This window comes from Desulfuromonadales bacterium (assembly GCA_035620395.1).
Classification (GTDB): domain Bacteria; phylum Desulfobacterota; class Desulfuromonadia; order Desulfuromonadales; family DASPGW01; genus DASPGW01.
The window spans coordinates 1-26781 of the sequence record DASPGW010000234.1 but is presented as its reverse complement, the minus strand read 5'-3'; the positions used below and the strand labels follow the sequence as shown (position 1 = coordinate 26781).

The following is a 26781-nucleotide window of genomic DNA, read 5'->3' as shown; positions in this document are numbered from 1 at the left end:
ACCCCGCTGATCGCCTTTACCCTGCAGGGGATGCTGGTTGCCGACAGCCGCTACGGCCTCGCCTGGAGCGCCTTCGCCCTGGGAATTTTCTATCTCGGCCTCGCTGCAGCGCTGCGCTGGCGGGGGGCGGCGGACCTTGGTCCCCTGGCCGAGGCCTTTCTTGCCATGGGGGCGGTCTTTCTCACACTGGCCGTCCCCCTCACCTTCGATGGCCGGGAGCTCGCCTCGATCTGGGCCGTCGAAGGGGCCGGGATGGTCTGGGTAGGCGTGCGCCAGAGGCGGCTGGCGGTGCGCCTCTGCGGCCTGCTGCTGCAGGTCGGCGCCAGCCTCGCCTTCTTGCCCGGCGCGCTCCTGCCACGCGGGGAGTGGGCAATCCTCAACAGCTTCTACGTCAGCGGTCTGTTCCTCGCCGCCGCCGGCCTCTTCACCGCTTTTCTCGTCGACCGCTATCGCGAGCGGCTGCGCCAGGATGAGGGGTTGATCGAGCTCCTCTTCCTCGCCTGGGGGCTGTTCTGGTGGTACGGCATCGGCCTGGAGGAGATCCGCCGCTTCGTTGCCCTCCCCTACCGCAACGGCGCCGTCCTCCTCCTCTTCGCCGGCTCTGCCGTAGTTGCCGACTTGTTCGGCAACCGAGCGAAATGGCGAATGCTTCGGCTCGCCGCCCTGCTCCTGCTGCCGGCGATGCTGTTGGCGGCTTTCGAGATGGCGGGGCACCGGGCCCACCCCCTTGCCGGCCTCGGCACACTTGGTTGGCCGGTCGCCTTCGTCTCCCACTTCTGGTTGCTGCACCGCCAGGAACCGGATACCAAAACCCTGCCGCTCCACCTGCGTTTTCTGCACGCCAGCGGCCTGTGGCTGTTGACGCTGCTGGCCATCCGGGAGATCGACTGGCGCCTCGCCCGTTTTCTGCCCCCTGCCGGCAGCTGGCGGCTGCTCGTCTGGGGGGTGACACCGGCCTTGCCTGCGGCGTTCTTCACCACCTGCGGGAAAGCACTGCCGTGGCCGCTGCGCCGCCACTTCCCACTCTACCTCGGTCTCGCTGCCGGCCCACTGGTCCTTTTCGCCGGGATTTGGGCGCTTTACGTCAACCTCACCCGCAGCGGCGACCCCTGGCCCCTCCCCTACCTGCCACTGCTCAACGTCCTCGATGTCGGCGTGGCGCTGGTCCACCTTACCCTCTTTTTCTGGGCGCGCCGCCTGCTCACCGGCGAGGCGGCGTCATGGCCCCAACTGGCGTCACTGCTGCAGCCGATGGCCCTGGCCGCCTCGCTCTTCGTCTGGCTCAACGCGATCATCGTCCGCACCGTGCACTATTGGGGGAAAGTTCCCTTTCATTTCGATGTCATGTTCGACTCGGCCCTTCTGCAGACCTCGCTTTCCCTCTGCTGGAGTCTGACGGCGCTCGCCACCATGGTCTTCGCCACCCGCCGCAGCCGGCGGCCGGTCTGGCTGACCGGCGGCGCATTGCTGGCGGCGGTGGTCATCAAACTCTTCACCGTTGACCTCGCCGGCGTCGGCACGGTCGCCCGCATCGTCTCCTTCATCGGCGTCGGACTGCTCATGCTGCTGATCGGCTATCTCTCGCCGGTGCCGCCGCAAGCGAGGGAGGCAGGGCTGGAGAGGTAGAGCCATGCAAGATCACAATCCGCGGCTTCACAAGGCCGACATGGAGGTTAACCAAACCAGCTTCGTGCCAATGATTCGCCCGAGACGCGGCAGCTGCCTTTTTTTGACAGGGACGACCGTAAAATCCCGTATCTTTCCACTGCAAACGCCGCTGGTTTCACGCCAGTCGCCCGCCAAAGCCCCCCATCGGCTGGCACGAATCGTGTAACTTCCTTAATGCCGTTGATCTTCGCTTCATAAACCCGCGGACGGCCCTCCGCCCGGCTGATCGCCCGACAAGGAGAAACGACCATGCTCTGCCGACCCCTGCTGACCACCTTCGCCCTCGTCCTGCTCACCGCCGGGGTCGCCCGCGCCGACCTCGACGTCTACCTGCGCAGCCTCAACGTCAGCGCCGAGGCCGACCTGGGCGGTTTCAGGACCCAGGTGGGTGCCCACTTCGGAGCCTCCGGCCCACAGCTCGACCTAGCGTTCCGCTCCGTCGACCGGCCGGCCGATGTCGCCGTCTGCCTATGGCTGGCGCAGCAGTCCCGCCAACCGGTCGAAGTCGTTCTGCGTGAGTACCGCTCCCGCAAGGGGCAGGGTTGGGGGGCGCTCGCTCAGAGCCTTGGCATCAAACCCGGTTCGGCCGCCTTCAAGGCCCTCAAGCAGGGGGAGCTGGGGTGGCAGCCGGCCGGCGCAGCCGACCGCAACGGCAAACCCAAGAGCAAAGGCAACGGCAAGAAGGGGCACTCGTAGCCCCCGGAAAGATCGACCCCATGCGTTTCATCCCCAGGCCGGCGCAACTTTGGATCGTTCTGCTGTTGCTCGTGCCCGCTCCTCTTTTCGGCGGTCCTAACCCCGTCGCCGATCCGGCCATGCCGGCACTGCGGGGGGATGGGCAGCTTGAGTTTCTCTGCCCTGACCGCCCCGTCAGGGCCGCCATCCGCATTGAAATCGCCGACGCCCCCGTGGCTCGTGCCACAGGGCTCATGGGCCGCGTGCTGAAGGACGACACAGAGGGGATGCTGTTCGTTTTTGAAGCTCCGGCGATCCAGAATTTCTGGATGCGCAATACGCCAGGCTCCCTGGACATCATCTTCGTGGCAGAGGATGGCCGGGTGCGCAATATCGCCGAACAAGCCATCCCCCTGTCGGATCGGACCTACAGCTCTGCCGGACCGGCAAGTTATGTGGTGGAAGTCAGGGGCGGCTTCGCCCGGCGTTTCGGCATCGATCAGAACTGCCGCATCCGCTGGCAGCGATATTGAGCCCCCCGCAAACCATTCCTTGCCGACTGCCTCCTGCTTTTCTACGCCGCCCCACTCCTCGCCCTGCCGATGAGCAATTGAAGTCCAAGTCGCTCCCTCACAGTCGACTAGCTTTGCTCGGGTCAGGTTCGTGACCCCCGAGGGGGCTTGCTTTTTTGCACCGGGTTAGTGATATAGTTACTCTTCATAATGCAGCCTGCTGCGGTGGTGCATTGCGGCGGGCCCAAGGGAGAGCCGTGAAAAATCTGTCTTACCATTGCGCTGTTATCCTTTCATTCTTTCTGGTCATCATCGCTTGTCCGACTCCAGCTGTTCATGCAGCCGCCGTCGATGCCCGACTACAGTCCATTCTTGCGGACGCCGGCGGCGCCGAAACCATTCCAGTCATCGTCACCTTCCGGAACGGAGTGGAATTCTCCCGCCTGCCCGCCGGTCCCCGCCATCTGCGCCGGGCCGAACTGGTGCGCACCCTGAAGAGCCGGGCCTCGGCGGCACAAGCGCCGGCAAGGGAATTCCTGCGTGGACGGGGAGTCGGGCCGATCAAGGATCTATGGATCATCAATGGTCTGGCGGTGACCGCCTCTCCGGAGACGATTCAAGCTCTGGCCGCGCGACCAGAGGTGCAGAGCCTCCGTTATGACGAGGTCATCTCCCTCTCCTTGCCCGAGATCTCGCCGTCGCTAGTCAGCGGGAAGGTCGAACCGAACATCGAGTTGGTAAACGCACCTACGCTCTGGAAACAGGGGTTCGCCGGCCAGGGGGTGACGGTGGCGATCATGGACAGCGGGGTGGACCTTTCCCATCCCGACCTCGGGCCGCGCTGGCGCGGAGGAAGCAACAGCTGGTTCGATCCGAACGGCGAGCATTCCCTTGCCCCGGCCGATGTGGCTGGTCACGGCACCGGCGTGATGGGGATCCTGGTCGGAGGAAACGCCGGCGGCTCGGTCATCGGCGTGGCACCGGAGGCGCAATGGATCGCCGTGAAAATCTTCAACGATGCCGGGACGGCCTCATACAGCACCATCCACCAGGGTTTCGGCTGGCTGCTCGACCCGGATGGCAACCCGGCTACCGACGACGCGCCTGACGTGGTCAACAACTCCTGGGGTTTCGACGAGGCAACCGGCGTCTGCGACTCGTCGGTCCGGGTCTTCCAGGCTGATCTGCAGGCGCTGAAAGCGGCCGGCATCGCTGTCGTTTTCGCCGCCGGCAACACCGGTCCCGATGCCAACACCAGCGTTGCCCCGGCGAACTATCCGGAGGCCTTCGCGGTCGGGTCGGTCGGCACCGACCAATCGACGACGGCAATCTCCCGCTACAGCGCCTGTGGCCCCTCGGCCTGCGACGGCACGGTCTATCCCGAAGCGATGGCGCCCGGGTACAACGTGCGAACCGCCGACCTCACCGTCGGTGGTGCATCGTCCGGCGCCTTCGTGCGAATGGACGGCACCTCCCTCGCCGCGCCGCATGTCTCCGGGGTGATGGCCCTGTTGCTCAGCGCCTTTCCCGAGACCAGGGTCGAGGCCCTCGAAACCGTTATGAAATCGTCAGCTGTGGATATGGGGAAATCAGGCGCCGACAACAGTTACGGCTACGGCCTGGTGGACGCGCCGGCAGCATTCAATCTGTTGAATGATGCCCTTCTGGGCGTCGTCGATCCGGTTGATCCCACGGGTGACAGTTTGCTCCCCTTCGGCCATGTTCCTGTCGGCAGCTCGGCAACCAGAGCGCTGACACTGCAAAACGACGGGAGCGGATTCCTGTTCATCCCGTCCATCAGTGTTGCCGGACCTCCATCGGCCTACTCAATTACCAGCAATACCTGCAACCGGGCTTTGAGTGCCGAGGAGAGCTGCACGGTCACAGTTCACTTCGCTCCCGCCGCCCACCAGAGCTTCGCAGCAAGGCTTGACGTTTTTTCAAACGGTTCGGCTGATGGCGTCACCTCGGTTGAACTCACCGGCACCGGCAACTCGCCACCGCCGACGCCGCAACCGGTCGCACCGACCGACGGTGCAACCGACCTCCTCACTTCTGCTGTGCTGCAATGGGATCAGCTGTCGGACGCCGACGGCGATGCAGTGACCCACGAGGTTTTGTTTTCCACGTCGCCGGATTTCAGCCAGAGCACGCCGATTGAAGTCACCCTCTTGCCCACTGCCGGCGGCGGTGTCCTGCTGGCCGGCGTCGGCGGCTTTCTGGTGTTCTTTGGCGCTGCGTCCGGCACCAGGAAGAAAAAACGGCAAGTATTGGCCGGCGGCCTACTTGTAACGGTCCTGATGCTGCTGCTCTCCTGTGGGGGCGGAGGCGGAGCTCCCGTAGTCGAGCCCACAGTAGAGCGTCGCAGCCATGAGCTGACCGGCCTGATGCCGGCAACCACCTATTTCTGGAAAGTGACGGCCGTGGATGGCCGGGGCGGCCGCACGGAGAGCGCGATCAGAAGTTTCACTACCCGTTAGTGCTCTTGGGTGGCCTCTCCCGGCGCCTTTCCCCAGACACTGTCAAGAAACTCGTCGCGGCCCGAGCCATGACGGCAGAACTTGTAGCGTAGCGGATTCTTCTTGTAATAGTCCTGATGGTACTCTTCGGCCGGATAAAAGACTGAGACCGGGATAATCTCGGTGACGATCTGCCGGGTGAACCGGCCCGAGGCGGCTGGTATCCATCGGCTTTGTTCCCTGCCCGCTTTCGCCTGCGGCGGCCGCGACTGCGACCAGCGCGAACAGGGCGAGCAACACAACCAGCAGCCGTTTCATCTCATATTCTCCCAGCAGAATCGGGTATGAAACTCTCCCCTGGGTCATGCATCATTTCATCGGCACGAACTCCAGCGCCGCCGAATTCATGCAGTAGCGCTTGCCGGTCGGCTCGGGTCCGTCGTCGAAAACGTGGCCGAGATGGCCGCCACAGCGGGGGCAGAGTACTTCGGTGCGGGTCATGAAGAAGCTGCTGTCTTCTCCGAAGCGGACATTCTCCGGTGCCACCGGGGCGTAAAAGCTCGGCCAGCCGGTCCCCGACTCGTACTTGCTCTCCGAGCTGAACAAATCGAGGCCGCAGCCGGCGCAACGGTAAATGCCATGTTCATGGTTGGCGTGCAGCTTGCCGGAATAGGCCCGCTCCGTCCCCTTCTCGCGCAGGATATGGAACTGCTCGGGAGTCAGAGTCTGGCGCCACTCTTCCTTGCTTTTGACAACTTTCTCGGTCATGACGTATTTCCCTTCGTCGACGGAATAGACTTTCAGCGGCTCCGCCCCGTCCGACTGCCCGACGACAAACAATCCGGCCAGCAGCAGCCCGACAACCACTCCCCTGCTTTTCATCGCTGACTCTCCCTGGGTGCATGAAAACGGGACAGGTCCCAAGGCCTTGCCCCGTTTTTTACATTCCCGCTCGATACCGACTAACGTTTCTTTTCCGGCGTGCAAACCAGGCCGGGGTCTGCTGTCGGCCGGCCGCAGCCACCACACTCGTATTCCAGGCTCTTGGCCATCGGCTCACACATCACAGCACTCTCTGCCGGGGACTCGCCGCAGTACTCATTCTTGCTGCTTATGGACCTCGGGCTACAGAGATCTTCCTTGCTGGTGGTCACCACCCCGCAGCTTGTACACTCATAGATTCCCGCCATAACGGCACTCCTTTCAGGTTCGCAAACGGAACTTGCCTTTGCTTTTCAATCTCATTTTAGCACAGGCGAGGACGCTTTGCCGGCGCGGCATTGCCCAGGGAGTCTTTCAACCACAGGCTATGACCACGCATTCGGACCTTCCCATTCGCACTTTTTCCTCTATGATTAGAATTATTGCCCCCCGGCTCCGGCAAACCGCCAGAACCCGCAGAGGACCCCCTATCTTGGGGTTTCGGAAGGAGCGAACCGTGAACAATCGCTGCCGCTGTCCCTGGGTCGACCTGGGCAAGCCCGACTATGTCGCCTATCACGACCAAGAATGGGGCGTGCCGGTCCATGACGACCGCCTGCTCTTCGAGTTCCTCGTCCTTGAGGGAGCCCAGGCCGGCCTTTCGTGGTACACCGTGCTGCGCAAGCGGCAGCACTACCGGGCCGCCTTCGACCAATTCGACCCGGCAAAGGTGGCCCGCTACGATGAGCAGAAGATTGCCGAGCTGCTGGGCGACCCCGGCCTTATCCGCAACCGCGCCAAGATCGAGGCGGCGGTCGGCAACGCCCGCAGCTTTCTTGCCGTGCAGGAGGCGTTCGGCAGCTTTGACGCCTACCTCTGGCGCTTCGTCGACGGCCGTCCGGTCATCCACGAACTGCGCTCCCTCACCGACTATCCGGCAACCTCCCCGGAATCCGATGCACTGAGCAAGGATCTGCGCGGCCGCGGCTTCAAGTTCGTCGGCTCGACCATCTGCTACGCCCACATGCAGGCGACCGGCATGGTAAACGACCACACCCTCGACTGCTTCCGCCGACAACAGATCATTCAAGGCAGCTGAGCCGAAACCCGGCAAAGAGTACTTGGCGCCTGCCCCCTTTTTGCTGTATCGTACCGCGCATGACTATCCCCTCCCTGGAGCACGTCGCCATCATTCTGGTCGAACCCCAGAACCCGGGCAACATCGGCATGGTCTGCCGGGCCATGGCCAATTTCGGCGCCAGCGACCTGCGCCTGGTCAACCCTTGCGCCCACCTGCATCCCGAGGCGCGCAAGTTCGCCGTTGCCGCCAACCACCTGCTCGGCCAGGCGCGGCTCTTTTCCGACCTGGCTTCGGCGATTGCCGATCTGCAGTTGACCGTCGCGACGACGCGGCGGACGGGACGGCTGCGTGGCGAACTGCTCGACATTGCCGAGGTCCCCGGGTTGCAGGCAGAACTTCCGCCCGGGGGACGACTCGGTCTGGTCTTCGGCCGCGAGGATGCCGGGCTGACCAGCGAAGAGGTGGCTCTCTGCTCCCGCGCCGCGACGGTGGCGACGGCGGCCGAAGTCGGCTCGCTCAACCTGGCACAGGCGGTTCTGCTCTTTCTGCACGAGCTCGCTCGAAGCCCCGCCCGGACCGTCAACCAGGGGCCAGCCGAGCCGCCGAACGCGGCAGAGCTGGAGGCGCTCTTTCATCAGATCGAGCAGCTCCTCTCCCGGATCGCCTTTCTCAACCCTGCCCGCCCCGAGGGAGTCATGAACACTCTACGTCGGCTCCACCACCGGGCCGGTCTTGACCGGCGCGATCTGGCCATCCTGCGGGGGATGTGGAGTCAGCTCGAATGGAGCGTCAACGACTGGCGCGGGCGCAAGCGGGGAGAGGGTTGAGCGGAAAAACGGTTGACATCCATCCCCCCCCTGTGATATCTAACAACGGTTTTTCCACAAGACTGCAAGACTGTATGCTGTATACAAGTAGACATGGCCGAGGATAGGCGCCAACTCATCAAATCGCTGGGCTTTTTGTCCGGCGTCGGGATTTCCATGGTGGCTGCTACCTTCATCGGGCTGGCCATGGGCTACTATCTCGACAAGTGGTTGGGGACCTCTCCCTGGCTGACTCTGATCTTTCTGGGCTTCGGGATTGTTTCGGGCTTCCGCAACGTCTATATTCTGACCGAGCGGGAACTCAAACGCCAGCAGCGGGAAAACGAAAAAGAACATAAAGACGGTGAAGGACCAGGATGATCGACTGCTGGGCGAAATCGCCCGGCGCAACTGGGTCGTGCTGACCGGCCTGGTCCTGCTGAGCCTGCTGTGGCGCTCGGCTCCCGTCACCCTCGGGGTGCTCGCCGGGGGACTGGTGGCCATTGGCGGCTTCCTCTGGCTTCACCACTCGCTGAAGAAGGTGATCGCCGCTCCGTCCCGGCATTCGGCCCGTAGCTTCAAAATCAATTATATTGTTCGGCTCGGCAGCCTGGCAGCGGTTCTGCTGCTGCTCATCGCCGTTGCCAGGGTCAACCCGCTGGGGTTGGCTGCAGGACTCTCGGTGGTGGTCATCAACATCCTCTGGACCACCCTGAAACGATCGTTCCCAACGAGGAGGCAGTAACCCGTCATGACGCACCCGTTTCTTTTTCTGAAGTGGCTCGAAGAGCAGATCGGCACGCATATCGGCGAACACGTGATGTACACCTGGTTCGTCATGCTCGTCCTCATCCTGCTTGCCTTCGCCGCCTCCCGGGCGATCAAGATGGTCCCCGGCGGCCTGCAGAATTTCATGGAAGTCGTCGTCAGCGGCGTCGAGAACCTGATCGAGGAGACGATGGGGCACAAGGGCAAGGCCTACTTCCCGCTCATCGCCACCTTCGCCCTGTTCATCCTCGTCTCCAACCTGATTGCCCTGATCCCCGGCTTCATGCCGCCTACGGCGAATCTCAACACCAACGGCGCCCTGGCGCTGACCGTCTTCGCCATGACTCACATCGTCGGCGTCAAGGAGCACGGCGTCTCCTATCTGAAGCACTTCATGGGACCGATTCTGGTGCTGGCACCGCTGATGTTCATCATCGAGGTGATCGGTCATCTGGCCCGCCCCCTGTCGCTCTCGCTGCGTCTTTTCGGCAACATGTACGGCCACGAGATCGTCCTGATGATCTTCTTTGCCCTGGTGCCGTTCCTGCTGCCGGTGCCCATGATGCTGATGGGCGTGCTGGTCGCCTGCATCCAGACCTTCGTCTTCACCCTGCTGGCGATGATTTACATTGCCGGCGCCCTGGAAGAAGCTCACTGATTTCGCCCCTGGCGAAACTTAAGTCCTATACCGTATAGGAACAACAACTCACAGGAAGGAGCAGTAACATGGAATTTTTCGCTTGGTGTATGATCGCTGCCGGTTTCGGCATGGCCATCGGTTCTTTCGGAACCGGCCTCGGCCAGGGGCTCGCAATCAAGAGCGCCGTCGAGGGCGTGGCCCGCAACCCCGGTGCCAGCGGTAAGATCCTGACCACGATGATGATCGGTCTGGCCATGATCGAGTCCCTGGCCATCTATGTCTTCGTTGTGTGCATGATCATCCTCTTCGCCAACCCCTTCACCACCCAGGTGGTTGAACTGGTCGGCCGCACTGCTGGCTGATCGACGAGACTTGAAAGCAAAAAAACGGGTGAGTCCGCCGGACTCACCCGTTTTTTTTCGGCCGTGCGGTACCGCGCCGGAGGCGAAAGAGTCGTTTCATTCGGCAGCGAAGAAACGCCTGATCTCGGCGAATACCGAGTCGGCCGGGGCGGCGAGCACCCTGGCGCCCGGCAGCGAGCGCAGAAAAGTGTGTCCGTACCCCTTCTTTACCACCCGGCTGTCGAGAATGAGGACCACGCCACGGTCGTCACGGTGGCGGATGAGGCGGCCGAAACCCTGCTTGAACTTGATCACCGCCTGCGGGACGGTGTAGGCCATGAACGGGTCGCCGCCGGCCGCTTCGATCGCCTCGGCCCGCGCCTCCAGGACCGGTTCGGTCGGCACCTTGAAGGGCAGACGGGTGATGATCACCTGCTCCAGCGAGCGTCCCGGCACGTCGACCCCCTCCCAGAAGGAGTCGGTACCGAAGAGGACGCTGGTGGCGTCCTGGGCGAACCGCTTCAGCAGGCGGTGGCGATTGTCGTCCCCCTGGCGCAGACAGCGGTAGCCGCGCGCCTCGAGCACCGGGGCGAGCTCGCCGTGCACCCGCCGCAGCAGGGAGTAGGCGGTGAAGAGGACGAAGGAGCGGCCGTCGGCAGCCAGCACCGCCCGCTCGGTGAGGTCGCGCACCGCCTCGGGGTAGCCGGCCCGCCCCGGTTCGGGCAGGTCGGTCGGCACCGCGACCAGCGCCTGGCGGACGAAGTCGAAGGGGGATGCCAGGAGCAGCTCCGCCCGCCGCTCCGCCTCGGTGCGGTCGAGGCCGACGCGCTGGCGGAAGTAGTCGAAGGTGCCGCCGACGGCAAGGGTGGCGCTGGTCAGCACCACCGTCCGGAAGCGGTCGTAGACGGCCTCCTTGAGGCTGCCGGCCACTTCCAAGGGGGCGGTGCAGAGGCGGGTGACGATGCCGGTGGCGCGGCCGATGCGCCCCTTGCCGACCTCGAACCAGGCGCAGGTCGAAGCCTCCGTCCCGATGAAGAAGGCGAGGTCGCCGGCGATCGCCTCGATCCGCCCGGCGACGCCGCGCAGGTCGGTGACCTGACCGGCGACCTTCTCCGTGACCGCCTCGGGGATGCGCCCGCTCGCCTTGAGCAACTCGCGCACCGCCCGGGCCAAAAGTTCCGTCTCCCTGGCCAGCTCGCGCACCCGCTCGCGGATGGCGTGCCAGGTTTCGCTCTGGGTGAAGGCGGGGACGATACGATGCTTGAACTCCTCGCGCTCGGAAATTTCTTTGCCGAGGGCAGCGGCGAGTTCGCTGCCGATTGCCTCCAGGTCGCGCACCGCCCGGTCGAAGAGCGCCTGGCGGCCGGCGAGAATCGCCTCGATGCGCCCGTGCAGGTCGCGGTAAAGGTCATCCTCGCTGTCGGGGAGTTCGCGGGCGAGAACGGCGAGCAGCCGCGGCAGCAGCCCCTTCTCCGGCTTGCGCGGATGGCGCAGGCGGTTCAGCACCCGGGCGAAGGCGAAGCGGGTCACCTGAGCGGAGAAGAAACTGGTGGCGACATCCTCCAGGTGGTGCGCCTCGTCGAAGATGATGCGCTCGAAGGGGGGGAGAACGGCGGCGGCGGTGTAGTTGTCGGTCTGCTGGCGCACTGCCAGGTCGGCGAGGAGCAGGGCGTGGTTGACCACCAGCACGTCGGCCTGCGCCGCCTCGCGCCGCGCCCGGTGCAGGAAGCAGCGGCCGTAGTGGGCGCAGCGCACCCGCGAGCACTGGTCGGCTTCGCAGCGCACCTCCTCCCAGACCTCCTCTTTGGGCAAAAAGGAGAGATCTTCCTTCGAGCCGTCGGCGCTCTTCTGCGCCCACTCGAGGATGGCTGCCAGTTCGGCGGCGTGCTCTTCATCGAAGAGCCCCGGCTCGAGGTGAGCCGTCTCGGCACGGCGCAGGCAGAGGTAGTTGCCCCGACCTTTGACCAACACCGCCCTGAACTCCAGGCCGGCGGCCCGCTGCAGGAAGGGGAGGTCCTTGCGGATCAACTGCTCCTGCAGGTTGATGGTGTTGGTGGAAACGACCACCCGCTGCTCGTTGGCGAGCGCCCAGAGCAGGGCGGGCACCAGGTAGGCGAGGCTCTTGCCGGTGCCGGTGCCGGCCTCGATTACCGCCAGTTTCCCGCCGTTGAAGGCCTCGCCGACGGCGAAGGCCATGCGCAGCTGCTCGGGACGCTCCTCGTAGCCGAGCAGGGAGCGCGCCACCGCCCCGTCGGGACCGAGCAGAGCGGCAATCCTTTCCGGATCAACCCGAGTCTCCGCCTTCGGGACGAAAGCCTCCACCACCCGGTAGACGTTTTCCACAGGGTTATCCACAATATGGAAGCCGACGCCGAGGGCGCCCAACCGCGAGGCGATCTCGAGATCGGCGCCGGAGGGCTGCAGGTGTCCGGAGGGGTGGTTGTGGATGACCACGTCGCCGTAGCGGCAGAGCTGCAGGATGGCCGGAACCGCCTCGGCGCTCCCCCGTGCCAGCACCTCGACCTCGACCACCCGGCGCTCGCCGTCGGTGCGGCCGAGGAAGAAGACCTCATTGCCGGCGGCCTCGGCAATGGCCGTGCGCATGGCATGGATGGCGGCAGTGGAAAAGGTTTTCTGCATCAGGGTCGGGCTCCTCAAAAGGGTCCCATTATAGAAGAAGGGGGCCGGAATGTGAAGAGCGGAGAACTAACTGAAAAAGGCGAGGCCGAACGGCCCCGCCTTTCAGGAACAGCATAAAACAACCAGCGTCAGGGAAAGTTTGGTGACAGGCTGAATCCGCGCGGATGGGAGTTGATAGTGATGGAATTGCCGGCTACCTCGCCGCTGATATTGATCCCGACTGCTTCGCTGGTGGGATAGGGAGGAATGAATGGGTAGCTGTAAAAGTCGTTATGGGTGCCCAGATCGTACATGGTCCCGTTATGCCAGAGAAAGGCATGTTGAACATTGACGGTGATGCCACCCTCGGAATAGGTTTCGCCGGTTTCGGAATAGCCTGCGACCTGACCGGCATCGTTGATCGCTACGGCAAAGCTACTGGCACCTCCAAGGGTGCCAAGATCGGTGATGACTCCTTTGCCGCCGGCGTCCAGGCGCCAGAGAAAGGCATGGGTCGATCCGTCGGCGGTCTTGGCGTTGCCCACGACCTGGTCGAGGTCATTGAGGTCGACCGCTTCGCTGGAGTCTCCGCCCAGGGTGTCGATGGGGTACATGGCACCGCCATCCCAGAAGAACCCGCGATTGCCAGAGGTGCCGACAATATGGCCGCGACCGCTCCCTTGGTTGTTGATGTCGACTGCCTTGGTATTCGAAGCCCCGGGGAGATGGTTCAGCGATTCGATGACATCAATGTTGAGGTCATGGAAGACGGCGGTGCCGCCCGAGTTGATTACTGTCTGGCCATTTTCGTTGATGGCCACGGCTTCGCCATCCTGGTTGAGGATGCGGCCCAAAAGCGTCAGAGCAGGAACATCAACAGCCAAGGTCGAGGAATCCTCGCGGGTAAGGGTTACGGTCGTTAGGCTTGAACCGTCCCAGTAGTAAGCATGCCGCCCCTTCTCATCGTCGGCAGTCAGGACGACTTCACCGAGGCTGTTGATGTCGACCGCCTCTGAAAAGGATTTGATAATGGTTTTGCCAGTGCTGTCGATGAAAGCTGGCGGAGCAAGGTCAATCGCACCCAAGGTCGGGTGCCAGAGAAAGGCCCGTTTCTCCGTTTCGTTCGGCCACCCAGTGCCCGTAGTCGAATTACCGATGACCAGACCGGAATTATTGATGCCGATAGCTTCGCTATAGAGGAAAAAGTTGGTAGTGGGTGTGGTCTTGAGTCCGAAAAAATCATCGTATGTTCCAGGGTGGATGCCAAGCTCAGTCATGGTGCTGCTTGCCGGGTCCCACATGAAAGCGGCCTTGACCGGACTACCGGCATTGGACTGTCCGACAATCTGTCCTGCATCGTTGATGGCGGCTGCCTTGGTATAGTACCAGTTGTCCCCAGCGGAACCCAGCAGGTCTCCGAGATCGGTTAGCGCTCCCAAGTCACCTGGGGTGCTCGGAGTACTTGGAGTGCCCGGAGTGCCCGGCGTGGCAGCATCGCCCGCAACGGGCAGGTCGGAGCCGCCACCGCCGCCGCTTCCGCAAGCGCAAATGGCGACAGAGGTCAGAAACACAATCGCAAACTTCAACAGTTTTGACATAGGATCCCCCCCTTGAGTTGTCTCTGTGGCCTGCTATTGGTACAGTCCGATTGGCCTTAGAAGTTGAACAGAAGATCGGCGCCGATGGAGAAGTCGGTCCGCAAATGACCTTCCAGATCGACGTTGATGCCGTTCCTTAGGGGCCAGCGCATGCCGATGAAGGCGCCTAAATTGCCGTCTTCTTCGAAGGACCCGCTGCCTTGCAGGGGACCGATGGTGACATCGACATCTCCCTCGCGCGTGAAGAAATAGGGACCGCCGTAGAGAATGGCCCCGTCGAGCACACTCTGCAAGACCACGCCGCCAGCCACCTCGAAGGCCTTCGTAAACTCCACCTTGGTGGAGATTCCGCCAACCTGCCGCTGGTCGTCGTAATCGGAGAAAATCGTTCCTTGGGCAAAGAGACCGATGCCGAGGGGTTTGCGGTCGGCCAGCAGGGCTTTGAAGCCGAACGCCCCAAACGGACGGAAACCGTCCTCGAAATCGTTGCTGGCAAAGAGGCCCTCGACGGTCAGATCGGCGGCGCCTCCCTGCAGATAGACCTCGACCTGGTCGGTCAGGGCATACCCCAACTGCGCATAGACTTGCGTCTGCTGGAAGTCGAGATCGTTATCCAGTTCACCCGAATAGAGAACGAGGCCGGGGCCGAAGGAGAATTCTCCCTTTTTCCCCGTCGGCTGAGCAGGGCCGAGCAGTCCGGCAAACGCCAGGCTCTGCGCGAACAGAAGACCACATACGGCAAGCAATACACCTTTCACGTTCAGCATGTTCATTTCCCTCCTTTTGATTAAAGTTGCCAAGAAGTTCAGGTATTTATCATAGGCATGCTTGCAGTGCAATCTAAATTAATGCCGGGCATTCATAAATGGTTGTTTCAAACTATTTTTGGCATAGCGCTGACTGCCGCAAGCTCCCGCCTATCGATTGCTTACTGATGCGAGCGCGAAGCAGCAGGAGATCGCCTCAAGGCGCCATAAATCCGGGGCAAGCAGGGAGAAGAGGAGGGTTTTCCTCCCCACGGCAGCGCATTGAGTCCCTATGCAGCCCGCCAAATACCTGTTATTCTTGTGCCAAAGCCTCGTTATTCGATTTCCCCGGGAGATGCACATGAGTGCGCAGAAGGCCGAAGAAAAACGATCCCTGGAGGTTGCCGAGGAGGCACGGGAAAAAGAGTGGCGACTGCCGAGTTTCGTCAGCGAACTGTTCATGGGCCGTTTGTGCCCGGAACTGGTCTTCCCCTTTCCGGAGCAGGATGCGGCTGACCGCCTGGCCGGCGACGCCGTGCTGGAGCAGTTGAGGCGCTTTCTCGCCGAGAAGGTCGACGCCGACCGCATCGACCGGGAGAAGGAGATTCCGCCGGAAGTCCTCAACGGTCTGCGCCAGATGGGGCTCTTCGGCATCAAGATCCCGAAGGAGTACGGCGGCCTGGGACTCTCTCAGATGAACTACAATCGCATCATCCAACTGGTGTCGAGCCACTGTGCTTCAACCGCCGTCATGCTCTCGGCCCATCAGTCGATCGGCGTCCCCCAGCCGCTCAAGCTTTTCGGCACCGCCGAGCAGAAGGAGAAGTACCTGTCGCGCCTGGCGGCCGGGGCGATGAGCGCCTTCGCCCTGACCGAGCCGGGAGCCGGCTCGGACCCGTCGAACATGACCACCACCGCCGTCGCAACCGAGGACGGCCGCGCTTTTTTAATCAACGGGCGCAAGCTCTGGATCACCAACGGCCCGGTTGCCGAACTGCTGATCGTCATGGCGCGCACCAACGACCCGCAGGAGGAGCGCCCCGAAATCACCGCTTTCATTGTAGAAGGAAACTCGCCGGGCCTCTCCACCGAGCACCGCTGCGACTTCATGGGCCTGAAGGGCATCCAGAACGGGCTGCTGCGCTTCGACAACGTCCGGGTGCCCGCCGAAAACATTCTTACCGAGCGCGGCGGCGGCCTGCGCCTCGCCCTGCGCACCCTCAACACCGGCCGCCTCACCCTGCCGGCGGCCAGTGTCGGGGTGATCAAGCAGACCCTTGCCATCGCCCGCGTTTGGGCCAACGAGCGGATACAGTGGGGGGCGCCGGTCGGTCACCACGAAGCGGTGGCGGCCAAAATTGCCGCCCTCGCCGCCGACCTCTACGCGGTGGAAAGTCTGGCCTTCCTGACCTCGGCCATGGCCGACCGGGGGGAACAGGACATCCGCCTGGAGGCGGCGATAGCCAAACTCTACTGCACCGAGGCGATGTGGCGGGCCGTCGATGCCGGCGTGCAGATCCGTGGCGGCCGCGGCTACGAGACCGCCGACTCGCTGCGCGGTCGGGGCGAGCTGCCAATGCCGATGGAACGGCTGCTGCGCGACACCCGCATCAACCTGATTATCGAGGGGACCAGCGAGATCATGCGCCTCTTCATTGCCCGCGAGGCCCTTGACCCGCACCTGAAGATCGCCGGTGCCTCGGCCACCTCGCAGAAGGTCGATTATATCGGTGCCGCGAAATTTTACGCTCTCTGGTACCCGGTGCTCTGGCTGCCACGCTTCGGCATCCCCGGAAACCTCGACCTGCCGGCGAGCCTGGCCGGCCATCTGCGCTATGCCGAACGCGCCGCCCGGCGCCTCGCCCGCGACCTCTTCCACATGATGGGGCGCTACCGGCAGGGGTTGCAGCGCAAGCAGATGATCCTCGCCCGGCTGGTCGACAGCGGCGCCGAACTCTTCGCCATGGCCGCAGTCATCTCCCGGGCGGCATCGGCACGGGAGAAGGAAGCCGAAGGGCTGGCCGACCTTTTCTGCCGGCAGGCAAAGCGGCGGCTGCAGTCCTTGCATCGTGAGGTCTACCGTAATGATGACGCCTTCGCCTACAAAACCGCCCGCCAATTTCTCGATGGCGACTACACCTGGCTGGAAGAAAATATCGTCAGCACCTGGAAGGAAGACACATGACGGCCAGGCATGACATCGTCATTCTCGGCTCCGGAACCACGGCGCTGGCCGGAGCCTTCAAGGCCGCGGAGCTGGGGGCACGGGTTTTGATGGTTGAGCAGAGCGAGTTGGGCGGCACCTGCGTCAACTGGGGGTGCATTCCGAGCAAAACCCTGATCGCCAAGGCCGAGGCCCGCTTCGAGGCGGTGCGCAACGCCCCGTTCGGAGCCGGCCTGGCCGCTGGACCACCGGAGTGCCGGCGGCTGATGGCCGCCAAGCAGGCGGCGGTAGAGACTGTGCGTCGGGAGAATTATCTGAGCAAACTGGAGCAGGCCCGGGGCGTCGAGGTTCGGCGGGGGCACGGCCGGTTCATCTCCCCCCGGGAGCTGCAGGTTGGCGCCGATGTTCTCGTGGCGAACCGGTTTCTCCTCGCCTGCGGCGGCATCCCTCGTATTCTGCGTCTGCCAGGGCTGGAGGAGGTCAATTATCTGACCAGTTATTCGGCCCTCCACCTCGACTGCTTTCCCCGCTCCCTGATCATCATCGGCGGCGGAGTCATCGCCCTGGAGATGGGACAGATGTTCCGGCGCTTTGGCACCGAGGTGACGATTCTGGAACGGGGCGAGCGCCTGCTCAAGGACTTTGACCCCCGTCTGACCTCAATATTCGAGGAAGTCCTCCGCGACGAAGGTATCTGCATCGAGTTCAACGTCGAGTCGCAACGGGTTTCCCGTGACGGTGACAATAGCTGCCTGGTTGCCATGGTAAACGGGGAGAAAAGACGCTACACTGCCGAACGCCTGATGTTCGCCGTCGGCACCGCCCCGGCGACCGAAGGAATCGGCCTGGAGGCGGCCGGCGTGCAGGTAAACGGCTCCGGCTTCATCGCCGTCGACGAGGAGATGTGCACCTCCGCCAAAGGGATCTGGGCGGCGGGGGATTGCACCGGCCCACCGCTGATCGCTCCAGCCGGCGCCCGTGAAGCGGAGGCGGCAGTAGAGAACATGCTTGATCCGGAAGCGCACCGACGCATCGATCACCGGGTCACGCCGATGGCGGTCTTCACCGATCCCGAGTTCGCCCGGGTCGGGCTCTCCCCGGCGCAGGCCAGGGAAGAAGGCAAAGAGGTAGTCGAAACCTTTCTCGACCTCGCGATGGTAGCCAAGGCTCACGTCATGGGGGGACGACGCGGCGGCATCCTCCTTTGCGCCGAGGCAGGCTCCGGTCGACTGCTGGGGGTGGAACTGCTTGCCCCGCGGGCTGCCGACATCATCCACGAAGCGACCGTGGCGCTGCGCTGCGGCCTTAGCGTCCACGAACTGGCCCAGACCATCCACGTCTATCCCACCATCAGCGACGGCCTGCGCCTGGCCGCGCTGGAAAACGTCCGGCAGCGCCAGTCCGGTTGAAGCCAGACGATTCGCCCGCTTCGTCGGTAATGGGTACCGACGGGCAAACAACAACTCACTACCAGGAGGGGGAAATGCAACAAAACGCACTGCGATGGATGGTTTTGCTATTGCTGATACTGCTGACAGCCGGATCAGCGGTGGCAGGAGACGGGTTCCAGGGACGCGGCAGCGGCGGCTGGGGCGCAGGGCTGCCCTACAACCGCTTGTACGATCCGATGGCTGCCCGCGCCCTGAAAGGGGAAGTGGTCTGGATCAAGAAACTGGTTCCCGCCGATGGCATGGCCGACGGCCTGCATTTGCTGCTGAAGACACGGGAGATGTCTCTCCCCGTTCACCTCGGACCACTGTGGTACCTGGAACGGCAGGATTTTTCTCTCGGCGTAGGTGATGTTATTGAAGTCACCGGCTCACAGGTGATTTTCGAGGGAATGCCGGCATTGATTGCCGCCGAGGTGAAGAAAACGGACAATGTACTGCTTTTGCGGGAAACCTCAGGCTTCCCGCTTTGGAGCGCCTGGCGAAGTCGCTGAAAAAAACAACGGCCAGACTCTTTCGGGAGTCTGGCCGTTTTATTGCGGGCACGTCATAACCCATTGCACGAATGGCTCCGGCGGCCTGCGCCCCCTCCCCGCTGGCCGCGCGCCCCGTTTTTCATGCGGACAACTGCTCTCCGCCCCCTGCTGACAGGTGCAACGAAGACTGAGCGCCATCCGTGCAATGGATTATGACGTGCCCTGAACGATCGCCGGCATTGGTCCGGCTGAGAAATGACTGGAACAGCGGGCCGTCAATTGACCGACATTTAACACCATCCGGCCTGGCCGTCGTAACTGTCAGATGTTACAGGTCCCGCCGTTTTCTCTTAATGCCGTCTGCACCTTGACCCGATGCGGCGCATGATACTCGAAAAGAATCTCTTCGCACCCAAAGGCGCCCCCCGGCTGTGTCAACAGTCGATGAAGATCCAGCCGGGTCAGCCGCTGCCGGCTGGCCAGCTGGCGGGGCAACCCTTCCCCGGTCGTCGCACACTCGCCGGCACTGAGGTTGACGACCGGCGCCTGGCACCCCGTCGCCCGCAGTATCCCGACCAGATCACGACCCTCACCAGCCGGGATACCGTTGATGACAATCCAGTCGATTCTCCCGCCGAGCCGAATGCAGATGTCTGCCGCCTCGCGGATGGTCCGGCAGGACAGGATCCGGTGCGCCCTCCCCTGGCAGAGCTCGCCGAGAAGCGGGGTTGCCCGCATTTCGCATTGGACCAGCAGCAGGGTCATGCCGCCTCCTCTCCAGCCGTAGCAGCGGCCTTGCCGCTGCCGATCGCCTGGCGAAACTGCTCGTTGACATCGAGCCAGCAGGCGACGGAAAGAACCTTGCCCACTCTTTGTGCCTGTCCGTCACCGAAGCGTCGCAGAGGCAGACCGATGCGGGTCACGAGCCTCTCGAGAGCCACGCTGGTGACAAAGACGTAATGGCGGATGCCGTGCTCTTCGGCAAAGGGGAGCAGGCTCCGGATCATATCGAGAGTGACCTGGCCGAGGTTGGCCTGGACACGCCCCCGGTGGCTGGAGGTTATGGTGGCAAAGCGGCTCACTTCCCAGATGCCGGGGTCCTGGGGAGCGGTCTCGCCGCAGAGGAGCTGCGGAAAGGTGTCCTTGAGCATGTAGGGTCCCATGGTCGGCAGCAGACGCCAGCTTCCCGTTATTTCCTGATGGTGGTTCTGGCTGACCATGTAGATCGGCTCAAGTTCGTCAAAATGATCGATTTCAAGTCCGTTACGACTCTCCACTTCCCAGCCGAGACGCTCACGGAACACCTTGTGCCGGAACCGGTACATTCTGCGGACCATCTGTTTGTCAACCTGTACATCGTTCGACTTGAACGCCACAACGCTTTGCATGTTTTTATCCTCCTTGGTCAGGGCTCGGAGGAATTAAAACATGGGCCTTGTTTTATTTAAGCTGTCAGAACTTACAGGTTTTTACGCATTAAAGCATCGAGCCATCATCAAACTCTTACTGCTTTTAACAGACTATGCAATCACAGGTGGTGATTATCACTGTATTTTGGTGCTCGATAAGAACTTGTTAACAGGCAATGCAATTGAAATTGGGTGGCGGGTACGATTTATCCGTAGAGAAGGGGAAAACGGAGACGAAAAGTGACCGTTCCTGTTAGACGGAAAGGAATTTTACCAAAAAAGGTGGAGGAGTTCAGCCGAATTGCGGGGTGATCAGGCCCATGACGACGGCCCGGGCGATGGCATGCTGGCGATTGACCACATTGAGTTTCTTGGCGGCGTTCTGCAGATGGAAGATGACGGTCCGCTCCGAGATATGGAGGATCTGGGCTGTCTCCCAGGAGGTTTTCCCTTCAGCCGCCCAGAGCAGACACTCCTTTTCGCGCTCGGTCAGTTCGGCCTTGTTCAGATCGATCTGTTCGCTGGCGATGACGCGGCGCATCGCTTCATGCAGGTAGGCGGAAATCAGGTAGACGAAGGGAAGAGCCGCCCGGATCCGGCTCCGGGACTGGTCCGGATTTTCATTCGAGGTCAGCGAAAGCAGGGCCGTTTCGCCGAAACCGCCGTGCATCGGCAGGCTGACGCCACTCTTCAAACCGAATTCGCGGGCCTCGCCCATGAATTGCCAGACCGGCTTGTCTCCTTTTTCCGGTGGCTCGACCGTGTCCCAAGGGAGAGGGGTGACATGCTTGAGACAGTGATGGACGACTGGATCGATCTGCATGTAGCCGAGGCCGAGGTAGCGGTCGCGCCATTCCTCTGGAAAGCCACTGACATAGCACATATAGGGTTTGGCCAGAGAAACCGGGATTCTGGCCACATAAGCAAAATGTTCGAAACCGTAATGAGTGCAGATGCGTGAACAGATCTCGTGGATTTCTTCGACCGTGCCGGCCGTTTCCAGTGCCTCGATGATTTCCTGGCAGGTGGCGGGTGTCATGGCTAAATTCTCCGCAATCTCCGCCGGGCTCCCGAACGAGTGGCCAGGCCAACACGTGCCAACCGCCGAGGCTGTCTCGTTTTATTTCGTTGCACGATAACGAGGTTGATATTCATGTCAGGTTCGCGCCGAAAGGCCACCCACTGGGATAGTCAAGTCTATAACAGTGTTTATTGTTTTTTTCAATCACGACTTTGTCGTGAATAAGAAATATATCAGGCCTGTGGCCAACCAAACCCGCTGACTTCCCCGCAGAGGCGCAAAACAATACTCTATCAATGTTGCTTGCCAGGTGACCTCATCGCCAGCTCCCGGTAAACACAGACGCGAATCGAGCGTTGTATTCCCGCGACCGCTCAGGTAAGATACTCCTCCTGAAGATACATGAAAGCACAGGGGAATCCAATGGGTTATCGCAACCTGGCCGCTTGCGTTCGAGACCTGGAACGGACCGGACAGCTGATCCGCCTCGAACAGGAAGTCGATCCCGACCTGGAGGCCGGCGCCATCCAGCGCCGGGTTTACCAGGCCGGCGGGCCGGCGCTGCTTTTTACCCGGGTCCGGGGCTGCGCTTTCCCTATGCTCGGCAATCTCTTCGGCACGCTGGAGCGGGCCCGCTACCTTTTCCGCGATACGCTCGCGTCCATCGGTCGCCTGGTCCAGCTGAAAACGGATCCCGCCGACTTGTTTCGGCACCCCCTCGCTTACCTGAACGCACCTTTGGCCGCCCTGACCCTGCTCCCGAAAAAAGTGGGGAGCGGGCCGATCCTTGCCCATACCACCGCCATCGACCGGTTGCCGCAGCTCAAATCCTGGCCGCTGGACGGCGGAGCGTTCATTACCCTGCCGCAGGTTTATTCGGAGAGCCCGGCACGGCCGGGCTGGCGACAGTCCAATCTCGGGATGTACCGGGTGCAACTCTCTGGTGGCCGGTATATCCCGAACGAGGAGATCGGCCTGCATTACCAGATCCACCGCGGGCTCGGCGTACATCACGCCGAAGCGATCGAGCGGGGCGTGCCGCTGCGGGTGAATATCTACGTCGGCGGGCCGCCGAGCCTGACCGTGGCGGCCGTCATGCCGTTGCCGGAAGGAATGCCTGAACTCGCCTTCGCCGGCCTGCTGGGCGGCCACCGCCTGCCGCTGGTCTGCCGCCCCGGTGAGTTGCCGATGCCGGCCGAGGCCGATTTCGTCATCACCGGCAGTATCGACCCGCAGCGACTGCTGCCCGAAGGCCCCTTCGGCGACCACCTAGGCTACTACAGCCTCGCCCACGATTTCCCGGTGGTGCGGGTGGAGCGGGTCCATCACCGCCCCGGAGCAATCTGGCCTTTCACCACCGTCGGCCGGCCGCCGCAGGAGGATACTACCTTCGGCGCCTTCATCCACGAGTTGACCGGGCCGCTCATCCCGAGCGTCCTCCCTGGCGTACAGGCCGTGCATGCGGTCGATGCGGCAGGCGTTCACCCCCTGCTGCTGGCGGTCGGCAGTGAACGCTACGTCCCTTATGCCGGCGGCCGCCGGCCACAGGAACTGCTCACCCAGGCCAACGCCATCCTCGGCCAGGGGCAGCTTTCCCTTGCCAAGTACCTGATGATCGTCGCCCGGGAGGACGAACCCCGGCCCGACGTTCACGACTTGCCCGCCTTCTTCCGGCACCTGCTGGAGCGGGTAGACTGGTGCCGCGACCTGCATTTTGAGACCCGGACCACCATCGACACCCTCGACTACTCCGGCCGCGGTTTGAACGAAGGATCCAAGGTGGTGATCGCCGCTGCCGGGGATGTCCGACGAGCGCTGCCGACCGAGTTGCCAGGCGGACTGCGTCTGCCGCCCGGGTTTTCCGCCCCGCGCCTGGTGCTGCCGGGGGTGCTGGCCATCCAGGGGCCGCCGGCGACGGAAAGAGGCGACGGGGAAGTGCCTCGGTTCTGCAACTTCTATGCAGAGAGCGACCCGCTCAACGCTTTCCCCCTTGTGGTTGTGGTCGATGACAGCGACTTTACCGCCCGTACCCTGAACAACTTCGTCTGGGCAACCTTCACCCGCTCCGATCCGGCCGCCGACATCCACGGCGTCGGCGCCGCAGTCGAGGACAAGCACTGGGGTTGCGCCGGGTCGCTGGTCATCGACGCCCGGCGTAAGCCTCATCACGCGCCGCCGCTCGAGGACGACCCCGCGGTGGAGAAAAGGGTCGATGCCCTGGGAGCGCCGGGCGGTCCGCTCCATGGAATCATCTAGGAAGTAGCGGTTGCGCTAAAACCGGCGGATAACGCCAGGGGCATCACACGGAGGAAAAATGGCCTTGAAGTTTCTGGGGAAATATCGCGAATTCGGCCTGTTGCTGCTGCGCCTGGGGATCGGCGCCATGTTTCTCTACCACGGCTGGCCGAAGCTGGTGGGCGGTCCGGAGAAGTGGGAGAAGGTGGGACTGGCGATGCAGTTCGCCGGGGTTCATGCGGTGCCGACCGCCTGGGGCCTGGCGGCAGCGCTCAGCGAGTTTGCCGGCGGCCTCTGCCTGATCCTCGGCCTCTTTTTCCGCCCGGCCTGCCTGCTGCTGACGATCACCATGGCCGTTGCCGCCAACATGCACCTCGGCAAGGGCGAGGGGATTCTCGCCGCCTCCCACGCCATCGAACTCGGCATCCTGTTCTTCAGCCTGCTGTTCATCGGGCCTGGCCGCTACAGCGTCGACAAGGGTTAGGCCGATCGGTCAGCCGGGATTTTTTGTCAGGCAATCGGCCCGCCAGGCGCACCCCAGCTGCGGGCAGTCGAAACGCCAGGCGGCGCCGAAGCAATCCTGGTATCCTTCGGCCCGCTGAATCGCCCGGATCATTTCGCCCTTGCGCAGCCCTGCCAGTCCCGTCATCCCCATGGCCTGGCCCCGTTCACGAATCTCGGTCACTTTCATGGCGTCTCTCCTTGATACGGCATACGGAATGGCCTAACTGATATCTGCCGGAATTTTTCACTGACGGCTTAACATCAACCATACCAAAACCCTCCTGTCAAATGGTCCCACGATTTTTCCGATCCGATCCGCCGACCCGGGATACCCGCCTCCGGGCATTGCTTCCCAACGTCAATCCGGAGTGATGATCGATGGCTCTGCCCGAACTGGTCCGACGGTCCGCCGAAAAAATCCTCACCCGTTACTGCGCCGGGCACCTCTTTTCCGGCAGCCGGGGCGAGATACGACTATCCTTCAGTATCCGCGACGACCACGTGACTCTCTTTGCCGAGCAGGCGAATACTGGCGGCTCCGGTGCGGGGGTCGCCACTCCCGTTGCCCGCTTTCGCTTCAGTCATGAACTCGGCCAATGGTCCCTCCACTACCCGGACCGCGAACAGCACTGGCGCTTCTATCTGAACGTCGGTCCGACCCTGGACCTGGGCAAACTCCTGCAGCATCTCGACGCCGATCCCTTGCATCTTTTCTGGGAGTGACGGCCCTTCCCGTACCAGACGCCCTATCTCCCACCCGGCCAGCGGGCGCAGCTGGCAGCACCCCTACTTGATCAGCCGCCGCTGCATCCGCCAAAGCGCCAGGGGAAAGAAGACCGCGGCAAAGAGGGCCAGATAGGCAACCGCCCAGGCCCCTTCGCCATCGAAACGCCCGAAACTCAGGGCACGCGTCAGGTTGACCAGATGGGTGAGGGGGAGCAGCCGGGCCAGTGACTGCGCCCACGGCGGAAGATTCTCCAGTGGGAAAAAGGTGCCGCTGAAGAGGAACATCGGCGTGACGAAAAGGAAGACCGGCAGGTTGAAGGTCTCGATATTGGGAACAATCGAGGTGAAGAGCATGCCGACGGCGCCGAAAGCGAGGCCGCCCAAAAGGGCGACTGGCAGCAGCAGCAGGGCGTGCGGATAGTGCAGCAGGCCGAAAGCGCTGATGACCGTCATCATGATCGCCGTACCGATGACCGACTTGGTCGCCCCCCAGAGGATCTCCCCGCTGATGATCTCCGGCAGGGACAGGGGGGTCGCCAGCATGGCGTCGAAGGTCTTCTGGTAGTACATGCGGACGAATGAGGCGTAGGTGTTTTCGAAAAAGGCACTGTTCATGGCATTGACGGCGATGAGGGCCGGGGCGATGAAGGCAACGTAAGAGACCTCACTGCCGCGGTAGCTGACGCTGCCGACCAGAACCGCCAGCCCCACGCCGAAGGCAAGCAGGTAGAAAAGGGGTTCGAGCAGCGGCGGCAGGAAATTGATTTTCCAGGTCCGCCGGTAGACCAGCAGATTGCGCTGCCAGACGCGCAGGAAGCGCCGGGTGATCGCGGTCGTTTGCCCTTCGCTCATTCCCGCAGCTCCCGGCCGGTCAGGCGCAGAAAGACATCTTCGAGAGTGGCCTGGCGCAGCGTGCATCCCTCCCGGCAGTAGGCATCGACCAGCCGATGGTAAAGTGCGTCGCTTTCGCCGCTGTAGATGATCAGCCGATGTCCGAGATCTTCGTGTTCCAGCCCCTTTTGCCGGACGTATTCGCGCAAGGGTTCCGCCGGCGCCAGAATCTCGATCACCTCCCGCCCGACGTGCGCTTGCACGAGGTCGTGCGGTCTCCCCTCGACCAGGACGCGGCCGTGGTCCATGATGACCAGCCGGTCGCAGAGGCGCGCCGCCTCCTCCATGTAGTGGGTGGTCAGCAGGATGGTCAGCCCCCTGCCCTTCAGTTCGTCCAGCCGCTGCCAGACCTGGTGGCGCGCCTGCGGGTCGAGGCCGGTGGTCGGCTCGTCGAGGATCAGCAGCTCGGGGTCGTTGATCAGGGCGCGGGCGAGCACCAGTCGGCGCATCATTCCCCCGGAGAGGGTTGGGACATTGTCGTTGCGGCGGTGAGCGAGGGCGATGAATGCGAGAAGCTCTTCCGCCTTCTCCCGGGCCTGGCGGCGGGGGATGTCGAAATAACGGGCAAAGAGCTCCAGATTCTGCTGCACGGTGAGGTCCGGGTCGAGGTTGTTCTCCTGCTGGCAGACGCCGATGCGCGCCTTGATGGCCCGCAGCTCACGGTCGATGTCGAGGCCGAAGACCCGCAGCACCCCTCCGCTTTTCGGGGTGAAGCCGTAGAGCATGCGGATGGTGGTGGTCTTGCCGGCGCCGTTGCGGCCGAGGAAGCCGAACACGGTGCCGGCGTCGATCGTGCAGTCGAGGTCGTCGACGGCCACCAGGGGCCCGAAACTCTTCCGCAGGCGTTCGAGCGCGATCATGTCTCCTCCTCGATGCGTGTGAGCACGAGCCGTCCCACCACCTCGGCCAGCCGGACGTGCCGCTCCGGCCCGCCGTCCACGAGCTTCACGTGCGTCGCGTCGACCGGCATCTGCGCGAACACCGCGTCGACGCTGACCCAGCCGTCGAGCCAGACCTCGTTCCAGGCGTGGTAGTAGAACCCGTCGTTGGCGTAGGCGAGGCCGGCCACGACG

General features: G+C 62.9%; 30 protein-coding genes. 17 read left to right on the top strand and 13 right to left on the bottom strand.

From position 1 onward, the window contains the following. From VD811_13000 to VD811_12985, 4 genes are all read left to right on the top strand, one after another. On the top strand, nucleotides 1-1626 hold a 1626-nt coding region (locus VD811_13000; protein ID HXV21898.1), incomplete at its 5' end, for a DUF2339 domain-containing protein. Nucleotides 1627-1917: 291 nt separating this feature from the next. After that, on the top strand, nucleotides 1918-2364 hold the full coding sequence (locus VD811_12995; protein ID HXV21897.1) for a hypothetical protein: 447 nt from the start codon (nucleotides 1918-1920) through the stop codon (nucleotides 2362-2364). 20 nt (nucleotides 2365-2384) lie between these two features. Continuing rightward, a complete protein-coding gene (locus VD811_12990) occupies nucleotides 2385-2876 on the top strand; it encodes a DUF192 domain-containing protein (protein HXV21896.1) in 492 nt (163 codons plus the stop codon). A 236-nt stretch (nucleotides 2877-3112) separates the two neighbouring features. Continuing rightward, nucleotides 3113-5335, top strand: a complete 2223-nt coding sequence (locus VD811_12985; protein HXV21895.1) for a S8 family serine peptidase — start codon at nucleotides 3113-3115, stop codon at nucleotides 5333-5335. Here the strand turns inward: VD811_12985 and VD811_12980 are convergent. The 3 genes from VD811_12980 to VD811_12970 all read right to left on the bottom strand — a co-directional run bounded on the left by VD811_12980 (nucleotide 5332) and on the right by VD811_12970 (nucleotide 6504). Continuing rightward, complete coding sequence (locus VD811_12980; protein HXV21894.1) at nucleotides 5332-5616, bottom strand: peptide-methionine (S)-S-oxide reductase; 285 nt, start codon at nucleotides 5614-5616, stop codon at nucleotides 5332-5334. The genes VD811_12985 and VD811_12980 overlap by 4 nt on opposite strands. 67 nt (nucleotides 5617-5683) lie before the next feature. Further along, nucleotides 5684-6196, bottom strand: coding sequence for a peptide-methionine (R)-S-oxide reductase MsrB (gene msrB / locus VD811_12975; protein HXV21893.1), 513 nt, complete (start codon nucleotides 6194-6196; stop codon nucleotides 5684-5686). 80 nt (nucleotides 6197-6276) lie between these two features. Next, on the bottom strand, nucleotides 6277-6504 hold the full coding sequence (locus VD811_12970) for a hypothetical protein (GenBank protein ID HXV21892.1): 228 nt from the start codon (nucleotides 6502-6504) through the stop codon (nucleotides 6277-6279). Between the two features lie 248 nt (nucleotides 6505-6752). Between VD811_12970 and VD811_12965 the strand changes: the two genes are divergently transcribed. The 6 genes from VD811_12965 (at nucleotide 6753) to atpE (ending at nucleotide 9892) form a co-directional block, all read left to right on the top strand. Further along, the gene (locus VD811_12965) at nucleotides 6753-7334 is read left to right on the top strand and encodes a DNA-3-methyladenine glycosylase I (GenBank protein HXV21891.1); all 582 of its coding nucleotides are present in this window, start codon (nucleotides 6753-6755) and stop codon (nucleotides 7332-7334) included. Between the two features lie 59 nt (nucleotides 7335-7393). Further along, nucleotides 7394-8143 (top strand): RNA methyltransferase, encoded by a 750-nt coding sequence (locus VD811_12960; GenBank protein ID HXV21890.1) that lies wholly within the window; start codon nucleotides 7394-7396, stop codon nucleotides 8141-8143. A gap of 93 nt (nucleotides 8144-8236) precedes the next feature. Beyond that, entirely contained in the window at nucleotides 8237-8503 is a 267-nt protein-coding gene (locus VD811_12955) for an AtpZ/AtpI family protein (GenBank protein HXV21889.1), read from the top strand. Then, complete coding sequence (locus tag VD811_12950) at nucleotides 8487-8867, top strand: ATP synthase subunit I (GenBank protein HXV21888.1); 381 nt, start codon at nucleotides 8487-8489, stop codon at nucleotides 8865-8867. The genes VD811_12955 and VD811_12950 overlap by 17 nt, the downstream gene beginning before the upstream one ends. Nucleotides 8868-8873: 6 nt before the next feature. Beyond that, nucleotides 8874-9548: a F0F1 ATP synthase subunit A gene (gene atpB / locus VD811_12945; GenBank protein ID HXV21887.1), complete on the top strand. Its 675-nt coding sequence runs from the start codon at nucleotides 8874-8876 to the stop codon at nucleotides 9546-9548. Nucleotides 9549-9616: 68 nt separating this feature from the next. Beyond that, nucleotides 9617-9892: an ATP synthase F0 subunit C gene (gene atpE, locus VD811_12940; GenBank protein HXV21886.1), complete on the top strand. Its 276-nt coding sequence runs from the start codon at nucleotides 9617-9619 to the stop codon at nucleotides 9890-9892. 96 nt (nucleotides 9893-9988) lie between these two features. Here the strand turns inward: atpE and VD811_12935 are convergent, their stop codons facing one another. From VD811_12935 to VD811_12925, 3 genes are all read right to left on the bottom strand, one after another. Beyond that, nucleotides 9989-12511, bottom strand: coding sequence for a helicase C-terminal domain-containing protein (locus VD811_12935; protein ID HXV21885.1), 2523 nt, complete (start codon nucleotides 12509-12511; stop codon nucleotides 9989-9991). Between the two features lie 128 nt (nucleotides 12512-12639). After that, entirely contained in the window at nucleotides 12640-14088 is a 1449-nt protein-coding gene (locus VD811_12930; protein ID HXV21884.1) for a DUF3466 family protein, read from the bottom strand. A gap of 56 nt (nucleotides 14089-14144) precedes the next feature. Further along, nucleotides 14145-14855, bottom strand: coding sequence for a hypothetical protein (locus tag VD811_12925; protein HXV21883.1), 711 nt, complete (start codon nucleotides 14853-14855; stop codon nucleotides 14145-14147). A 340-nt stretch (nucleotides 14856-15195) separates the two neighbouring features. On the opposite strand from VD811_12925, the gene VD811_12920 reads away from it, so the two are divergent. From VD811_12920 to VD811_12910, 3 genes are read left to right on the top strand one after another with little or no spacing between them, the layout of a single operon-like run. Then, nucleotides 15196-17019, top strand: a complete 1824-nt coding sequence (locus tag VD811_12920; GenBank protein HXV21882.1) for an acyl-CoA dehydrogenase family protein — start codon at nucleotides 15196-15198, stop codon at nucleotides 17017-17019. Beyond that, nucleotides 17016-18407, top strand: a complete 1392-nt coding sequence (locus tag VD811_12915; GenBank protein HXV21881.1) for an NAD(P)/FAD-dependent oxidoreductase — start codon at nucleotides 17016-17018, stop codon at nucleotides 18405-18407. Before VD811_12920 ends, VD811_12915 begins: the two co-directional genes overlap by 4 nt. Then, nucleotides 18404-18940: a hypothetical protein gene (locus VD811_12910; GenBank protein HXV21880.1), complete on the top strand. Its 537-nt coding sequence runs from the start codon at nucleotides 18404-18406 to the stop codon at nucleotides 18938-18940. The genes VD811_12915 and VD811_12910 overlap by 4 nt, the downstream gene beginning before the upstream one ends. Before the next feature lie 303 nt (nucleotides 18941-19243). On the opposite strand, the gene VD811_12905 is transcribed toward VD811_12910, so the two are convergent. Continuing rightward, on the bottom strand, nucleotides 19244-19687 hold the full coding sequence (locus VD811_12905; GenBank protein HXV21879.1) for a hypothetical protein: 444 nt from the start codon (nucleotides 19685-19687) through the stop codon (nucleotides 19244-19246). After that, on the bottom strand, nucleotides 19684-20310 hold the full coding sequence (locus VD811_12900; GenBank protein HXV21878.1) for an acyl-homoserine-lactone synthase: 627 nt from the start codon (nucleotides 20308-20310) through the stop codon (nucleotides 19684-19686). Before VD811_12900 ends, VD811_12905 begins: the two co-directional genes overlap by 4 nt. Before the next feature lie 40 nt (nucleotides 20311-20350). Here VD811_12900 and VD811_12895 point away from each other — a divergent pair, with 40 nt between their 5' ends. Next, entirely contained in the window at nucleotides 20351-20575 is a 225-nt protein-coding gene (locus VD811_12895; GenBank protein HXV21877.1) for a hypothetical protein, read from the top strand. Between the two features lie 48 nt (nucleotides 20576-20623). Here VD811_12895 and VD811_12890 read toward each other — a convergent pair whose 3' ends face one another. Next, on the bottom strand, nucleotides 20624-21370 hold the full coding sequence (locus VD811_12890) for a LuxR family transcriptional regulator (GenBank protein HXV21876.1): 747 nt from the start codon (nucleotides 21368-21370) through the stop codon (nucleotides 20624-20626). Between the two features lie 405 nt (nucleotides 21371-21775). Between VD811_12890 and VD811_12885 the strand changes: the two genes are divergently transcribed. After that, nucleotides 21776-23608, top strand: a complete 1833-nt coding sequence (locus VD811_12885) for a UbiD family decarboxylase (GenBank protein ID HXV21875.1) — start codon at nucleotides 21776-21778, stop codon at nucleotides 23606-23608. Between the two features lie 58 nt (nucleotides 23609-23666). Then, nucleotides 23667-24071: a DoxX family protein gene (locus VD811_12880; GenBank protein ID HXV21874.1), complete on the top strand. Its 405-nt coding sequence runs from the start codon at nucleotides 23667-23669 to the stop codon at nucleotides 24069-24071. Nucleotides 24072-24080: 9 nt separating this feature from the next. Here the strand turns inward: VD811_12880 and VD811_12875 are convergent, their stop codons facing one another. After that, nucleotides 24081-24278 carry an SAP domain-containing protein gene (locus tag VD811_12875; protein HXV21873.1) on the bottom strand — a complete coding sequence of 66 codons (198 nt, stop codon included), beginning with the start codon at nucleotides 24276-24278 and terminating at the stop codon, nucleotides 24081-24083. A gap of 191 nt (nucleotides 24279-24469) precedes the next feature. Here VD811_12875 and VD811_12870 point away from each other — a divergent pair, with 191 nt between their 5' ends. Continuing rightward, nucleotides 24470-24814, top strand: coding sequence for a DUF3024 domain-containing protein (locus tag VD811_12870; protein ID HXV21872.1), 345 nt, complete (start codon nucleotides 24470-24472; stop codon nucleotides 24812-24814). A 63-nt stretch (nucleotides 24815-24877) separates the two neighbouring features. Here the strand turns inward: VD811_12870 and VD811_12865 are convergent, their stop codons facing one another. From VD811_12865 to VD811_12855, 3 genes are all read right to left on the bottom strand, one after another. Next, complete coding sequence (locus VD811_12865) at nucleotides 24878-25669, bottom strand: ABC transporter permease (GenBank protein HXV21871.1); 792 nt, start codon at nucleotides 25667-25669, stop codon at nucleotides 24878-24880. Then, on the bottom strand, nucleotides 25666-26568 hold the full coding sequence (locus tag VD811_12860) for an ABC transporter ATP-binding protein (GenBank protein ID HXV21870.1): 903 nt from the start codon (nucleotides 26566-26568) through the stop codon (nucleotides 25666-25668). Before VD811_12860 ends, VD811_12865 begins: the two co-directional genes overlap by 4 nt. Continuing rightward, a partial coding sequence (locus tag VD811_12855; GenBank protein HXV21869.1) for a transglutaminase domain-containing protein occupies nucleotides 26565-26781 on the bottom strand: 217 nt, incomplete at its 5' end. The genes VD811_12855 and VD811_12860, both read right to left, overlap by 4 nt.